Origin of the sequence: Amycolatopsis thailandensis, from assembly GCF_042723255.1 — a bacterium.
In the GTDB taxonomy this organism is placed as follows: Bacteria; Actinomycetota; Actinomycetes; order Mycobacteriales; family Pseudonocardiaceae; genus Amycolatopsis; species Amycolatopsis thailandensis.
In genome coordinates this window covers 1-15759 of record NZ_JBHXJK010000168.1, presented here as the reverse complement: position 1 = coordinate 15759, position 15759 = coordinate 1, and the positions used below count along the sequence as shown (strand labels likewise).

At 68.9% G+C, this 15759-nt stretch carries 8 protein-coding genes; 5 read left to right on the top strand and 3 right to left on the bottom strand.

Annotation, left to right across the window (positions count from 1 at the left end):
• Window positions 1–251: 251 nt before the first annotated feature.
• Both ACFWMR_RS38280 and ACFWMR_RS38275 read right to left on the bottom strand, forming a co-directional pair.
• A complete protein-coding gene (locus tag ACFWMR_RS38280) occupies window positions 252–1112 on the bottom strand; it encodes an NAD(P)-dependent oxidoreductase (protein ID WP_378381931.1) in 861 nt (286 codons plus the stop codon).
• 11 nt (window positions 1113–1123) lie between these two features.
• Complete coding sequence (locus tag ACFWMR_RS38275) at window positions 1124–1999, bottom strand: NAD(P)-dependent oxidoreductase (protein WP_378276373.1); 876 nt, start codon at window positions 1997–1999, stop codon at window positions 1124–1126.
• 94 nt (window positions 2000–2093) lie between these two features.
• Between ACFWMR_RS38275 and ACFWMR_RS38270 the strand changes: the two genes are divergently transcribed.
• The 4 genes from ACFWMR_RS38270 to ACFWMR_RS38255 all read left to right on the top strand — a co-directional run bounded on the left by ACFWMR_RS38270 (window position 2094) and on the right by ACFWMR_RS38255 (window position 9356).
• Window positions 2094–5282 (top strand): BTAD domain-containing putative transcriptional regulator, encoded by a 3189-nt coding sequence (locus ACFWMR_RS38270; protein WP_378381930.1) that lies wholly within the window; start codon window positions 2094–2096, stop codon window positions 5280–5282.
• 147 nt (window positions 5283–5429) lie between these two features.
• Complete coding sequence (locus ACFWMR_RS38265; RefSeq protein ID WP_378381929.1) at window positions 5430–8009, top strand: FtsX-like permease family protein; 2580 nt, start codon at window positions 5430–5432, stop codon at window positions 8007–8009.
• Entirely contained in the window at window positions 8002–8694 is a 693-nt protein-coding gene (locus ACFWMR_RS38260) for an ABC transporter ATP-binding protein (protein ID WP_093937968.1), read from the top strand. The genes ACFWMR_RS38265 and ACFWMR_RS38260 overlap by 8 nt, the downstream gene beginning before the upstream one ends.
• On the top strand, window positions 8694–9356 hold the full coding sequence (locus tag ACFWMR_RS38255) for an ABC transporter ATP-binding protein (protein ID WP_093937969.1): 663 nt from the start codon (window positions 8694–8696) through the stop codon (window positions 9354–9356). The genes ACFWMR_RS38260 and ACFWMR_RS38255 overlap by 1 nt, the downstream gene beginning before the upstream one ends.
• An 83-nt stretch (window positions 9357–9439) precedes the next feature.
• On the opposite strand, the gene ACFWMR_RS38250 is transcribed toward ACFWMR_RS38255, so the two are convergent.
• The gene (locus tag ACFWMR_RS38250) at window positions 9440–11065 is read right to left on the bottom strand and encodes a tannase/feruloyl esterase family alpha/beta hydrolase (RefSeq protein ID WP_378381932.1); all 1626 of its coding nucleotides are present in this window, start codon (window positions 11063–11065) and stop codon (window positions 9440–9442) included.
• Between the two features lie 254 nt (window positions 11066–11319).
• Here ACFWMR_RS38250 and ACFWMR_RS38245 point away from each other — a divergent pair, with 254 nt between their 5' ends.
• Complete coding sequence (locus ACFWMR_RS38245) at window positions 11320–15612, top strand: GH92 family glycosyl hydrolase (RefSeq protein WP_378381928.1); 4293 nt, start codon at window positions 11320–11322, stop codon at window positions 15610–15612.
• The last annotated feature ends 147 nt before the right edge of the window (window positions 15613–15759 follow it).

Here is a 15759-nt window from a genome sequence, read left to right as displayed (position 1 = left end):
TTAAGGCATGTTTTTGGGTCTCTAGGTCCCTCAAGGAGGCCTTCACGGACTTGACACCTGGCAGGACACCTTTGACTTACCTATCAATAACCCGAATCGCCACTTACGACCCCGCGATTAAATCGCCTATTCGATAACAAATCCGTCCACAGTGGACGCCTGGAGCCTGGCTGCGTGTGAGGGCCTCCTTCCCTCGGCTGAGCCGAGGGAAGGAGGCCTTCACGCGCGGAACCACCCACGCAAGGAGCCGGCTACTTGCGGTCCGCCTCGATGATCTCGAACAGACTGGTCCACGAGTTCCGCCCGTACCCCGCGGCGATCGCCCGGTCGTAGTGCGACTTGACCGCCTCCGGCAGCGCCACGTCGATCCCGGCGTCCCGGCTCGCCTGCACGATGTGGTCGGCGCTCGCGCCCATCATGATCACGTCGGCCTCTTCGCCGGGGTGGTCACCCTTCTCGATCTGCTCGACCGCGGCTTCCAGGTAGAAGTCCATCATCGCGAAGTTGTCCTTGGCGTACGGCATGAACTTCTCCAGCGGTACCCCGGCCGAACGCACCAGCGCGCTCGCGTGCATGAACGCCGAGAGCGAGTTCAGGAAGATGTCCAGCTGCGCCTGGTAGAACAGCTGCGCCAGCCGGACGTCCTCGCCGAGGAAATCCGGCCGTCCGATCAGCGCCAGGGTCTCGCGATACTTCTCGAAAACCTCGGCCGGACCGCTGTAGAAGACGTACGCCTCGTTCTTGCCCACCAGTTCGGCCGGCACCATCACGCCGCCGGCGATGAACTTCGCGCCACGGGCCTCGACCCACTCGGCGGCTTTGCGCGTCTTCTCCGGGGTATCCGAGCTGAGGTTGACGATCACCTTGCCCGCCAACGCTTCCTCCGCCTTGCCGAGGATGTCGTACATCGCCGCGTAGTCGGTGAGGCTCAGCAGCACCAGTTCCGACGCCGCCACGGCGTCCGCCGGGGTCTCGGCGCGTACGGCACCCGCGGCGACGACGCCGTCCGCGCGGCTCGCGGTGCGGTTCCAGACGGTCACTCCGTGGCCGTTCTCCAGGAGTACCCGGACCATGGCCTGTCCCATCGGGCCGAGCCCGATCAGTGTGATCATTGTGTTTTCCTTTACTTCTTGAGGATTTCGATGACGCCGACGAGGTCCTCGGCGCCGTGTCCGGCGGCGACCCGCTTGTCCATCAGCGGTTGCAGCGGGGCGAGCAGTTCGGCGCTGACGCCTTGTTCCGCCGCGGCCTTGGCGAGGTTCGGGAAGGCCGCCGCCTGCATCCCGATGTTCGACACGACGTCGGTCACGTAGTCGCCGTCGTCGATCTGTTGGGCAGTGCGCTCCAGGAAGCCGCTCATCGCGTCCATCCAGCCGCGAAGCAGCGGAGCGAACTCCCTCGCCTTGACCCCGGCCGAGCCGACCAGGCTGAAGGCCTGGATGACGCCGATGAAGTTGCCGTACATCCCGCTGAGCAGCGCGATGTCGTACAGAGGAGCCAGCCCCGGGTCGGCGCCGAGGTAGTTGACGCCGCCGAAGGTGTCGAGCGCCATCCGGGCCCGGGCGAGGACGGTGCCCGAGCCGCTGTAGAAGATGAATGCCGCCGGAGTGCCGATCATCGGCGGGACGGCCATGATTCCGCCGTCCAGATACTCCGCGCCCAGTTCCTCGGCCCAGGCGCCCATCTCGCGCGCCTGGCCGGGGGTGCCGTTGGTCAGGTTGATCAGCTGCCGTCCCGCGAGCCCGGCCGCGACGGGGTCGAGGACCTCGTGCACCGAGTCGTAGTCGAGAAGGCAGGCGATCACGATCTCGTTCGCCGCGAGAGCCTCGGACACGGTCGAGGCGACCGTGGCTCCCTTCGCCGCCACTCCTTCGGCGCGGCTGGCGGTCCGGTTCCACGCGGTGACCGGATGGCCCGCGGCCAGTAGTGCCTCCACGAGCGCGACTCCCATCGCGCCCAGCCCCAGCACCGTCACCGGGGTCTTGCCGTGTTCGCTCATGGGACCACCGTGACGCCGCCCGCGCACGGATCGCTGCGGGTCCGCGCACGACGCCGCGCACGAACTGTCGGTGCCTCGCGCTAACGTCGGTTTCGTGCGTTTCGGAGTGCTTGGTCCCCTCGCCGCGTGGACGACCGCGGGCGAGCCCGTCGTCGTGCCCGAGGCGAAGGTCCGGCTCCTGCTCGCCGGGCTGCTGAGCCGGGAGGGCAGGGCGGCGTCGGTGTCGTCGCTGGCCGACGATCTGTGGGGCGAGCATCCGCCGGGCAATCCGGGCAACACCCTGCAGACCAAGATCTCCCAGCTGCGCCGCGCGCTCGATCGGGCCGAGCCGGGCGCCCGGGAGATCGTGACGCATCATCCCGCCGGGTACGTCCTCGCCGTCGACCCCGGAGACCTGGACGTCCACCGGTTCCGCGCGCTCACCGCCCGCGCCCGTGACACCGTCGATCCGCGAGCTCGCGCCGCCCTGCTGGCGGACGCGCTGGCCTTGTGGCGAGGGCCCGCGTACGCCGGATTCGAGGACGAACCCTTCGCCGTCGCCGCCGCGCAGCGCCTGGAGGAGGAAAGACTGCTCGCCGAAGAGGAGCGAGCCGAAGCGCGGCTGGCGCTCGGTGAACACGGCGTCGTCACCGGGGAGCTGGCCGGTCTGGTCTCGCGGCATCCGCTCCGGGAGCGGCTCCGCGGCCTGCTGATGCGCGCGTTGTACGCCGCCGGGCGGCACAGTGAAGCGCTCGAAACCTATGCCGAGCTGCGGTCTCGTCTGCGTGACGAGACCGGCCTCGAACCAGGGCCGGATATCGCGGCCCTGCACCAGGCGATCCTCACCCGGAGCCCGGATCTCGAACCAGTCCGCGCCGCCGAGCCGGTACGCGGGAACCTGCCGGAGTCGCTGACCGAGTTGATCGGCCGTACGACGGCGGTCAAAGAGGTCGGAGCACTCGTCACCGACGCACGGCTGGTCACCCTCACCGGCCCCGGCGGGGTCGGCAAGACCAGGCTCGCCATCGAGGCCGCGTCGCGGCTCGCGATGGCCGACGGCACCTGGTTGGTCGAGCTGGCGGGCCTGGACAACGTCGAGTGCCCGACGTGCCCGCCCGAAGACCTCGTCGCCGTCGTCCTGACAGCTGTACTGGACCTCCGAGAGGAGGCCACCTCGGCCAAGACGCTGACGCAGTCGCTGGCAGACGCCTTGCGGGACAAGGAGATCCTGCTCGTCCTGGACAACTGCGAGCAGGTCGTCGAGCCGGTCGCGGCTCTCGTGGAACGGCTTTTGGCGGCGGCTCCTCACCTGCGGGTGCTCGCCACCAGCCAGGAACCGCTCGGCCTGCCCGGGGAACACGTCTGGGCGGTCCCGCCGCTCGCACTGCCCGACGAGACGGATTTCGCCGCCGTCCGCGAATCGAGTGCGGTCAGGCTGTTCGCCGCACGGGCCGCGGCCGCGGCCCCGGGATTCGTGCTCGACGCGGAGAACGCGGACGTGGTCGCCCGGATCTGCCGGACGCTCGACGGGATCCCGCTCGCGCTCGAACTCGCCGCCACCCGGGTCCGGACGCTCGGCGTGCACGAACTCCTCACCCGTCTCGACGACAGGTTCGGTGTCCTGTCCTCAGGCAGGCGCGGCGGTCCGCGCCGTCAGCAGACCCTCCGCGCGATGATCGACTGGAGCTGGAGCCTGCTGAGCGAGCCCGAGCGGGTCGTGCTGCGCAGGCTCGCCGTCCACGCCGAAGGCTGCGGACTCGACTCGGCGGAGGCGGTCTGCGCGGGCGACGGGATCGGCTCCGCCGACGTCCTGGACCTGCTGTCCCGGCTCGTCGACCGATCGCTCGTGGTCAGCAGGCCGGACAGGTCCGGCGGTCCGCGGTTCCGGCTGCTGGAATCCGTCTCCGCGTACGCCCTGGAACACGCCGAGGAGGCAGGCGAACTCGAAGACCTGCACCTGCGGCACGCCCGTTTCCACGTCGAGCTGGCCGAGCGCGGCGACGCCGGTCTGCGCGGCAAGGAACAGCGGCGCTGGCTGGACAGGCTCGACGCCGAAGGAGCCAATACCCGCCGTGCGCTGGAAACGCTGCTGCGGCAAGGCGAGCATCGGCTCGCGTTGCGGCTGGTGAACGCGACGACCTGGTTCTGGTTCCTTCGCGGCAGGCTCACCGAGGCCAGGCGCTCGCTGAACCTCGTACTCGCCACGGACATCACCACCGGCGACGAGTACGCGCAGGCTCTCGGCTGGTGCACCGGCATCGCCGTGCTCGACGGCACCTGCACGGAGGGCGCTTCGGAGGAGGCCATGTGGGGCATCGTCGATCCCGTGACACGGGCCCGGACCCTGTGGTTTCTCGGCTACGCGTGGTCCACGATCGGCGACCTGTGCCGCGCGGAGAAGCTCACGCTCGGCGCGCTGGAGGCCGCTCGCGACGCCGGTGACGACTGGAGCGCCGCCGCCGCGCTGAGCGACAGGGCGAGTCACCTGATCTCCGGCGGTGATCTCACCGGCGGCGGCCGGATGGCCGCCCAGAGCGCCGCGATCTTCGACGGGCTTGGCGAGCGCTGGGGCTGGCTCCAGGCGTCGTTCGTCCTCGGCATGCTGGCTTCGATCGCCGGGGACTACGACCACGCGGCCCGCGTCCATCGCGAGAGCCTTCGCCGCGCGGAGGAGCTCGAGCTGTGGCCGGAGGTCGCCTACAAGCTGTCCTGGCTCGGCCGGACAGCGCTGCTCGTCGGCGACTTCGCCGGCGCGGCGGAGTTCCACGAGCGGGCCAGGGCGTTGGCCGTCGAGCACAGCTTCAAGCCCGGCGAGGTCTATGCCGAAACCGGGCTGGCGCTCGGGGAGCGGCGGCAAGGGCGGTTCGAGGACGCGGAGCGGCGTTTGTCGTCCATTCTGGACTGGCACCGCCGGGTGGATTCCGAAGCGGGCAGCACGCTGATCCTCGCCGAGCTCGGGTTCATCGCCGAGCAGCGCGGGGACACGGCGAAGGCGAAGCAGCTCCATTCGGACGGCCTGGCGATCGCGCGTCACGGCGGGGATCCTCGCGCGATCGCTCTCGGCCTGGAAGGTCTGGCCGGCGCGCAGGCGGCAGCCGGTGCACATCGCCTGGCGGCCCGGTTGCTGGGCGCGGCCGCGGCCTCCAGGGAATCGGCGGGCGCTCCCCTGGCGAAGGGCGAACGCGGCGACGTCGACAGGATCACCGGCGGCCTCGTGGAGGCGCTCGGAGAAAACGCATTCTCCGAAGAGAGCGCGACAGGAGCGGCGACACCGATCGATCATCTGGTGACCGAGAGTCAATGATCGTGCACCCGGGTCACCACAATGGACCATCCCTTACTTCACGTCGGCAACAAACAGTGATTTCTTTCTGTCCCCGAGCCGCCTTGACCGGTAGCGTGCGTATCCATGCGGGTGAGGTGGGGGGCTCCCGGCGGGCCCAGGGTGACAATGCCGTGGCGAGCGGCTCCGCGGGCGGCTTTGAGCAGCCCTTTGACTTTGATCATCGCCGCGGTGACGGCGTTGCTGGCCTGTTTCCTCGGCACCGCCGCCGTCCTCCAGGCCTCGGCCGCGGGCGGCGCGGCCGTCACGTACCAGTCCGGCCTTGCGTGCCCGGACTACTACGGACCGGTCTTCAGCAAGGACAACGTCCCGGCCGCGGTCGCTCCGCAGGTCATCGACTCGGTCCGCAGGAACGCTCCGGCGCACGGTTTCGCCCAGCCGGTCACCTCCCGCTACACGCCTTATCTCTTGGGCACCGAGTTCAACGGCGATCCCAACTACAAGGTCACCATCGCCCATCGGGACCAGGCGGTTCAAGGCCACCTCGACCTCGTGGACGGGACAGCCGCCGCCGGCGGGCTTCTGCTGGGCACCGTCGTGGCCAAGGCGGAGGGAATCAAGACCGGGGCGGTCCCGAAGCTTCAAGGCGCTCCGTTCCCTCCGGTGACCGGGCTGTACCGCGACATCTCCGACCCGGCGCCGCGCTGGTGGTGCTCGCAGCAGCGGAACGCCGTCGTCAGCAGGCTCGCCAACGACCCACTCGACTCGGTCATGTTCGCCACCGACGGGAAGACGTTCGACGACGCGATCCGCACCTTGGGCGTCCCGGCGATCGCCACACTGCACATGTCTTTCTACGAGACTCCGCCCAAGACCATCAGCGAGGCCGAGGACCTGCTGGAGCGGTCGAAGGCGCTCATCGCGGACGTCAAGGCCGATCTCGGTGCCCGAGGTCTCGGTGACGCGGTCGTCGGGTCGCTGCCGTTCGAACGTTCGGTGGAGATCAGCAACCAGGCCGAATCGAACGTCCTGATCTCGATCCTGCCGCTCGCGGCGATCAGCATCCTGGTCGGCTGCGCCGGGATCGGCACGGTCGCATTGCAGTGGTACCAGCGACGGCACCCGCAACTGAGGCTGTTGTCCGCCCGTGGCAGCGGACCGGGAGCGCTGGGGCTGCTCGCCGTGGCCGAACTCGGGCTGCCCATCGTCGTCGGCGGTGCGGCGGGCGCGGCACTCGCCCGGCTGTTGCTGGGGGTCTACGGTCCACCAGGCGAACTGGGCGACGGGGCATTGCTGACGGGATCGCTCGTCGCGGCCGTGATCCTGCTCGTTTCACTCGGCCTGCTGGCCGGGGTGATCGCCTTCCGCACCCACCGCGAGTTCGAACTCGGCAGGGTCAGGTCCGGACGGCGCAAGGGCGTGAAGCTCCTGGCGATCTTCCCGTGGGAACTGGTGACCGCCGGTGTCGCCCTGCTCGGCTGGACCCGGCTCGTCGACTACGGCAAGGGATCCCGGCTCGGCAACCCGCTCCCCCAGGTCGACCCGCTCGCGCTCACCTATCCGGTGTTCGTCGTGCTCACCGTCGGCCTCCTCGCCGCACGGCTGGCCTGGCTCGGGTTGCTCGCCTCGCATCGTGCGCGGCTGTGGTCCCGGCCGGCGCTGCAACTGGCGATCCGCCGGCTGGCCAGCGCCCGCGCACCGGTCACCGGGGTGCTCGTGATCGGCACGCTGGCCATCGGGACACTGGCGACCGGCATCGGCATCGCCCGCGGCCAGGAAGAGGCCCTGCAGACGAAGTCGGCCATCTTCGTCGGCGCCGAGACCCGGGTCGACACCGAAAGCGTGGTCGGTACCGGGAAGGTCGCGCTTCCCAGCGGGATCACCGCCAACACCACGATCGTCGGCGAGCTGACCGGCACCGGCAACGTCGTGCTGGTCGTGGATCCGCGGACCTTCCGGCGCGGCGCCACGCTCGCCCGGCTCGACGCCGCCGAAGTCGACCGGCTGCTCGGCAGCCTGTCGAGCCCCGGCCCTGGCATCCCGGCGATCCGGATCGGGACCGACGCCAAGCAGAAACCCGCGCTGGCCGCCGGACTCCCCGAGGCCAGGACGATCGGCGAGATGCCGATGTTCCCCATCATCGGCACCAAGGCCGGGTATGTGATCTCGCGGGAATCGCTCAGCGCCGCGCAGCTGAACGCCGTTCCGAAATGGAGCTTGCTGTCCGGCTCGTCGATGACGCAGGTGACCGAGGCGCTGACGTCGGTGGGAGTGGCCACCGCCGTCAACCGCGTCACCCGTGAGTCCGCGCTCGACGCGCTTCCGTTCTACGTCGTGTCCTGGACCTTCTCGTTCATGGCGCTGCTCGGCGCCGTGCTCGGCGTGGTGGCGGTGCTGTCGCTGCTGGTCGCGGTCGAGGTCCGCCGGCGGCAGAACGCGCTGGCGGGCGCGTTGGTGCTGCGGATGGGGATGCGGCCGCGGGCGCTGCTGGCGAGCCATCTGATGGAACTGGGCACGCTCAGCGGGCTCGCGGTGGTCATCGGCGTCGTCTGCGGGATCTCGGTCGCGGGCCTGTCCGTGCCGCGCTTCGATCCGGCGACGTTCCTGGCGCCGCGGTCGGCGTTGCCCAACCCGACCCCGCTGGCCCTGACCGTGCTGGCCGTCGGCGTGCTCGTCGTGGCGCTGGCAGGCTGGATCGCGATGCGCTCGGTGCGCACCGCCCGGACCGCGGAGCTGATCCGTGCCTGAGAAACCCATCTTCCGGCTGCGCGGGATCGGCGTCGACTACCAGACACCGGCGGGCACGGTCACCGGCGTCGACGACGTCACCATCGACATCCCCGCGCGCGGGATCACCGTGCTGGCGGGGCCGTCGGGTTCCGGAAAGTCCACCCTGCTGCGGACACTCGGACTGTTCGAGCAACCCGTCCGGGGCACGATCTCCTTCCAGGGGACCGAAACCGGCACGCTGCGGCATCGCGACCGGCGGGCGCTGCGGCGGAACCACCTCGGACTGGTGTTCCAGAACCCGACCGACAACCTGCTCGGGTACCTGAGCGTCGCCGACAACCTCCGCGCGGCGGCGGAGTCGGCTGGGACGGAATGCCTGCCCGACGACATCCTCGACCAGCTCGGGCTCGGCGGGACGGGGGCCTGGAAGATCTCCGCGCTGTCGGGCGGACAGCAGCAGCGTCTCGCGTTCGGCTGCACCCTGGCGCGGCGCTCGACCGTCGTCCTCGCCGACGAGCCGACGTCCCAGCTGGACGAAGGTTCGGCCGACCGGGTGCTCGACACCCTGAGGTACTTGGCGGGTCAGGATTTCGCCGTCATCGTCGCCTCGCACGACGATCGGCTCATCGAACTCGGCACCCGGGTCGCGCGGATGCACAAGGGCAGGCTCGAAAAGGTCGAAGAACGGGAGGTCGTGCCGTGATGGCGGAACCCGCCCTCGAAGCCGTCGGGTTGCGCCGCCGGTTCCCCCATCCCAGCGGGGACGTCGAAGTCCTGCGCGGGCTCGAACTGAGCGTGGCCGCGGGCGAACTGGTCACCGTGTCCGGCCGGTCCGGTTCCGGCAAGAGCGCGCTGCTGGCCCTGCTGTGCGGTTTCGACTCGCCCGATTCCGGCAGTGTCCTGCTGGACGGCGTCCCGATAGCGGGCGCGCCGGCGTGGCACACCTGCGCGGTCCTGCCGCAGGCGCTGGGTCTCGCGAACGAGCTGACGATCGCGGAGAACGTGGCTCTTCCGTTGCGCCTGCGGTCCGACGTGCCCAAGCCCAGTGCGAAGGCCATCCAGGCGCGGGTTTCGGAACTGCTGGAGGAACTCGGCATCGGCGACCTCGGCGACCGCTATCCGCTCGAAGTCTCGTTCGGGCAGCAGCAGCGGGTCGCGCTCGCCAGGGCGGTCAGCGGGCGGCCCCGGGTCTTGCTCACCGACGAGCCGACGGCGCATCTGGATGCCGGGAGCACGCCGCGGGTGCTCCGGCTGCTGCGGCGCTGTGCCGAGGAGGGCGCCGCGGTCATCGTGGCAACGCACGACGACGAGGTGCACCGGATCGCGGACCGGCGGGTACGGCTTCTGGACGGCGTTCTCTCGTAGCGGCTCCCTGGATGTCATGAAGGGTCCCCTTAGGACAAATTTCGTCTTAAGGGGACCCTTCATGACACTTACGTAGCCGGAACTCAGGGAGCGACAGGGCCGGCCTTGCCGTACAGATCGTTCCCCGCCCAGTTCACGAGATCGTGCGAAGGCCGCGAAGGCGCAACAGGCACGAAGTTCGCGGCGTCGTCGATGCTTCCGGTGCCGTCGTACTTGGTCTGAAGCGGGTACGGGAACACCGGCCGGGTGCGGAAGACCTTGCCGTCGGCGTCGCGGCCGGTGGCGATCGTGCGGTCCGGCGCGGTACCGCGCTCGACCCAGGAGACCAGTTCCTTCAGCGGGTCGTACTCGGTCAGCTTGTCGCCGGTCGCGCAGTGGTACAACCCCGGCACCATGAACAGCCGCGCCCAGTCCTGCGTCGCGGCGAGGCCGCCGTTGGCGCGGGTGAGCCGCTGGTAGTAGTCGAGGGTGCCCGCGGCGGGGATCGCCTGGTCCGCCCAGCCGTGCCAGATCACGAGTTTCCCGCCCGCACGCCGGAATTCGCGCAGATCCGTCGACATCGCGTTGGAGCGGATGCCTTCCGGGGTCAGCCGGTCGAATTCCCGAGCGGTGAAAGCGAACTTCTCGACCGACGAATGCGGTGTCCCGATCGGGTACGCCATGTACTTCAGGTAGTTGTCGGCGAGCCCGTACGCGGCGGCGCCCCCGAACTCCGGCGCCGGGATGGTCCAGCCGTACCAGGACAGCTCGGAGCCGACGGTCTGGCCGCCGGGGTAGAGCTTGCGGCCGCGTTCGTCGGTCGGCGGGGCGTAGATCTTCTTGGTGGCCATGACCTGTGCCGGGGTGAGACAGCCGGCGTTGTCGGTGCCCGCCGGGCAGGCGATCGTGGCCGGGTCGAAGCGGCAGGTGCGCGGGTCGTCGATGGCGCCGTCGCCGAGTCCGTCGACGTTGTCGCAAGAGGACAGTGCGGCGGCGTGCAAGGCCGGGAGCTTGTCACCGGTCAGGATCGGCTTGCCGTCGGCGCCGGTGTTCACCTTGGCGAGCCAGGTCTGGTAAACGCCGATCAGCGGGCCCCAGTATCCGGCGGGCGCCCCGGCGACGATGCCGTCGAAGTCGTGCGGATAGCGCTGCGCCAGCAGGAGTGCTTCGCGTCCGCCGTCGGAACAGCCGCTGAAGTAGGAATTCCGCGGCGGAGCGCCGTAGAACGCCGTGATCAGCCGCTTGGACGCCTTCGAGACCACGTGCGGTGCCCGGAAGGCGAAGTCGTCGCGGGCGGCCTGGTCGTTCTCGGCCCACTTGCCGTCGTCGAAGACGTTCGGTGTCGTGCCGACGTGGCCGTCGTCGGTGGCCGCGACCGCGACGTCGCCACCGTGCGGCAGGCCGCAGTCGGCGAACGGCGGAGTCGCGACGCTGCCGCAGAACCCGCCGCAGCCGAACTGGAGATAGCGGCCGGCGTAGGTCTTGGTCGGCAGCCGCAGCTGGAATTTCACCGCGGGTTCGACGTGACCGCGGACGTCGCAGTTCTCCGGTTCCGTCGCCGTCGCCGGCACCACCGTCGCGGTCTCGACGTGCGTGACCGCGCCGGGAAGGTCGTAGGTCCGCACCAGGTCGGCGCAGGTGCGCACCGGGCGGAAGGTCGTTTCGCCGGCGGTGGCCGCCGGAGCCGTGAGTATCGAGCCTGCCGTGATGAGCGCCGCCACGCCGAGCATGGACAACCGCCGCATTTCCCCACCCCAGTTCCCCGGATCGCTCTTGGTTTGCTCATTCACCCTGGCCCGGCCTCTGTGCGTTGTCCACCGTGTTTCGGCACGGCTCGCAGGGGCATCCGGGTTGTCCAGTTCGGGCCAGGTTTGTCCGAGTGTCTTGACATCGATGTCACACCCGAGTTTTTCTCTCTGGGCGCCACCGGTCCCCTGCCTGTGCGGCGCCCAGCATGCCCCCGCGAGAAAGCATTGGTGCAACGATGCCCCGAAGCGTCAGACCTTTGGTCTGCACCCTCCTGAGCGCCACGATCGTGGCATCCGGGCTGATGGCCCTCCCGGCCACCGCCGCGGCCGAAGAAGCCCCGCCGGACTTCTACTCCTCCTTCGAACAAGGTGAACCGCAGCCGACATGGAGCGACACCGTCGACGTCGACCCGTCAGGCAAGCCGAAGGCCTTCGGCGTCGACGGCGCGAACGCCACCACCATCCCCGGTGACATCCGCGGCAAGGTCACCGAAACCTCCGCCAACAGCGAGAACACCCCGAACGAGGCGGTGTCGAACCTCGTCGACGGCTCGACCGACACCAAGTGGCTCGCCTGGACCCCGACCGGCTGGGCGCAGGTCACGCTGTCGGAGCCGACGTCGATCACGCGGTACGCGCTGTCCTCGGCGAACGACTTCGACAACCGCGACCCGCAGGACTGGACGCTCCAGGGCTCCTCCGACGGCCAGTCGTGGACGGAACTGGACAAGCAGACCGGACAGAAGTTCTCCGACCGGTTCCAGACCAAGGAGTATCGCCTTCCCGCGGCGAGCGCGGCCTACAAGTTCTTCCGGCTGAACGTCACGAAGAACAACGGCGGCGACATCATGCAGCTCTCGGAGCTGCTGCTGGCCAACGAGGACCCCGCGCCGCCGGCGCTGCCGAACATGCGCAGCTTCGCCGACAGCGGCCCGACGGGCGGCTACACGAACAAGAACCGTGTCGGGTTCACCGGCACGCGGGCGTTCCGCTACTCCGGCAGCCACAAGGCGCAGGGGCACGGCTGGTCGTACAACAAGATCTTCGACGTCGACATCCCGGTGGCGGCGACCTCGGAGCTGTCGTACAAGGTGCAACCGGAGTTCATCCGCGGCGACCTGAAGTATCCGAGCACGAACATCGCGGTGGACCTGGCGTTCACCGACGGCACCTACCTGAGCCAGCTCGGCGCCGTCGATCAATACGGTTTCGGGCTTTCGCCGCAGGGCCAGGGTGCGAGCAAGGTGCTCTACACCAACCAGTGGAACCTGGTGCGCTCGCAGATCGGCGTGGTCGCGAAAGGCAAGACGATCGACCGGATCCTGGTCGGCTACGACAACCCGTCCGGCCCGGGTTCGCTGCAGGGCTGGCTGGACGACATCAAGGTGTCGGCGACCCCGACGCCGCCGGCGAGCCTGCGTCCGTCCGACAACGTGCTGACCACGCGCGGCTCGCTGTCGAACGGGTCGTTCTCACGGGGCAACAACATGCCCGCGACCGCGGTGCCGCACGGGTTCAACTTCTGGATCCCGACGACCGACGCGGGCACGTTGAGCTGGATGTACTCCTACCACTCGCGCAACAACGAGCAGAACCTCCCGGCGCTGCAGGCGTTCTCCGCGAGCCACGCGCCGAGTCCGTGGATGGCCGATCGGCAGACCTTCCAGTTCCTGCCCTCGACCGCGAGCGGTGTGCCGAATCCGGACCGTGAGGCGCGGAAGCTGCCGTTCAAGCACTCGAACGAGACGGCGCGGGCGCACTACTACGGCGTCGACTTCGAGAACGGGATCAAGACCGAGGTCGCGCCGACCGATCACGCGGCGCTGTACCGGTTCAAGTTCCCGGGCGCGGACTCGAACCTGATCTTCGACAACGTCAACAACAACGGCGGGCTCACCCTCGACCCCGCGGGCCGGGCCATCACCGGGTACAGCGACGTGAAGAGCGGGCTGTCCGCCGGTGCGACGCGGATGTTCGTCTACGCCACCTTCGACAAGCCGGTGACCGCCGGTTCGAAGCTGTCGACCGGTTCGGGTGACCAGAAGCGGGACAACGTCCTCGGCTACCTGAAGTTCGACGCGGGTGCCGACAAGACGGTGAACATGCGGATCGCGACCTCGCTGATCAGCGTCGATCAGGCGAAGAAGAACATGGCGCAGGAGCTCGCCCCGAACGCGTCGGTCGAGTCGGTGAGCGAGGCCGCCGCGAAGGCCTGGGACGAGAAGCTCAAGGTCGTCGAGGTCGAGGGCGCGTCGAAGGATCAGCTGATCACGCTGTACTCCAACCTGTACCGCCTGTTCCTGTACCCGAACTCGGGCTTCGAGAACGTCGGCACGGTCGAGAAGCCGGTGAAGAAGTACGCGAGCCCGGTGTCGCCGAAGGCCGGTCAGGACACACCGACGCAGACCGGGGCGAAACTGGTCGACGGCGAGTTCTACGTCAACAACGGGTTCTGGGACACCTATCGCACGGTGTGGTCGGCGTATTCGCTGCTGAGCCCGGACACCACCGGCAAGCTGGTCGACGGTTTCGTCCAGCAGTACCGTGACGGCGGCTGGATCTCGCGCTGGTCCTCCCCCGGTTACGCGGACCTGATGACCGGAACGAGTTCGGACGCCGCGTTCGCGGACGCGTACCTCAAGGGAGTCAAGGGATTCGACGTCCAGTCGGCCTACGACTCGGCGGTCAAGAACGCGACCGTGACCCCGCCGAACGGCGCTGTCGGCCGGAAGGGCATCGACGAGGGCACGTTCCTCGGGTACGCGCCGAACACCGCGGACCACGGGTTCTCGTGGGCGATCGAGGGCTACGTCAACGACAACGCCATCGCGAACATGTCGAAGAAGCTCTACGACGAGGCTCCGGCGAACGACCCGCGTAAGCAGGAGTACCTGGACAACTACGGGTACTTCACCGAGCGGGCCACGCAGTACGTGAACGTGTTCGACCCGAGTGTCGGTTTCTTCCAGGGCCGGGACGCGGCGGGCAAGTTCACCCGCGCCAAGGACAAGTTCGACCCGGAGGTGTGGGGTATCGACTACACCGAGACCAACGCGTGGGGCATGCGGTTCTCCGTCCCGCAGGACGGTCAGGGCCTGGCGAACCTGTTCGGCGGCAAGGCGGGGCTGGCGTCCAAACTGGACGAATTCTTCGCCACGCCCGAGACGGGGCTGAAGTTCGGCAGTTACGGCGGGATCATCCACGAGATGACCGAGGCGCGGGACGTCCGGATGGGCATGTACGCCCACTCGAACCAGGCCGCGCACCACACGCTCTACATGTACGACTACGCGGGTCAGCCGTCGAAGACGCAGGCGAAGGTCCGCGAGGCGCTGGCCAGGTTGTACGTCGGCAGCGAACTCGGTCAGGGCTACGGCGGTGACGAGGACAACGGCGAGCAGTCGGCCTGGTGGTTGTTCGGCATGCTGGGCTTCTACCCGTTGCAGGTCGGCAGCTCGGACTACGCGATCGGCTCGCCGCTGTTCACCAAGGCGACGGTGAACCTGCCCGGCGGCAAGAAGATCGTGGTCAACGCGCCGAAGAACAGCGCGAAGAACGTCTACGTGCAGGGTCTGAAGGTGAACGGCAAGGCGCAGTCGTCGACCTCGTTGGCGCATTCGGCGATCGCCAATGGCGGGACGCTCGACTTCGACATGGGCCCGAACCCGTCGTCGTGGGGCACCGGCCCGGACGACGCGCCGAAGTCGATCACCAAGGGCGACGCGGTGCCGACGCCGGTGCACGACCTGACCAAGCCGGTCTCCGGCGCGGATGCCGCGTTCTTCGACAACACGTCGCGGACCGAGGCGAAGGTCAAGGCGCCGATCCAGTACCAGGTGCCGTCGACGAACGAGGCGGGTTCGTACTACACGCTGACTTCGGGCAAGGGTGCCGGTGACGCGAAGAGCTGGGTGCTGAAGGGCTCCTACGACGGGAAGACCTGGGCGGTCGCGGATCAGCGGACCGATCAGGCCTTCCAGTGGCGCCAGCAGACGAAGCCGTTCAAGATCGCGAATCCGGCGCACTACGCCTACTACCGGCTCGAGGTCACCGCGACCACAGGCGGGGAGGCGTCGCTGTCGGAGTTCGAGGTGCTGGGCAAGCCGGACGCGGCGTGCACGCAGACCGTCACCGGCGAACGCAAGGGCCCGCTGACCGTGCAGAGCGGGGTGACCTGTGTGGACGGTGCGAAGGTTTCCGGTCCGGTGTCGGTGGCGTCGGGCGCGAGCCTGATCGTCCGCGGCGGGTCGATCTCCGGTCCGCTGACTGCGACGGCCGCGGCGCAGATCCTGCTGGACCGGACGAAGGTGAACGGTCCGGTGGCGATCACCGGGGCGACCGGGCCGGTCTCGATCGAGCTGACCGAGATCGGCGGTCCGGTGGCGTTGACGGGCAACAAGGGGCCGGTGCTGACTGCCAGCACGATCGGCGGACCTCTGGCGTGCGCGGCCAACTCCCCCGCTCCGACGGACTACGACCTGCAGAACACCGTCCGCGGCCCGGCCGCCGGGCAGTGCGCGAAGCTGTAGTCCTCCGGAGAGGATGTGAAGGCCCCCTTCAAGTGCGAAGGGGGCCTTCATGTATCACCAGAGGTGTGTTTCGGCGGGTACAAGGACCGGGTACGGCCGAGCAGGCGACCCGGGTGTTGTGAAAGCCACTTTCGCAACCTTCAACGT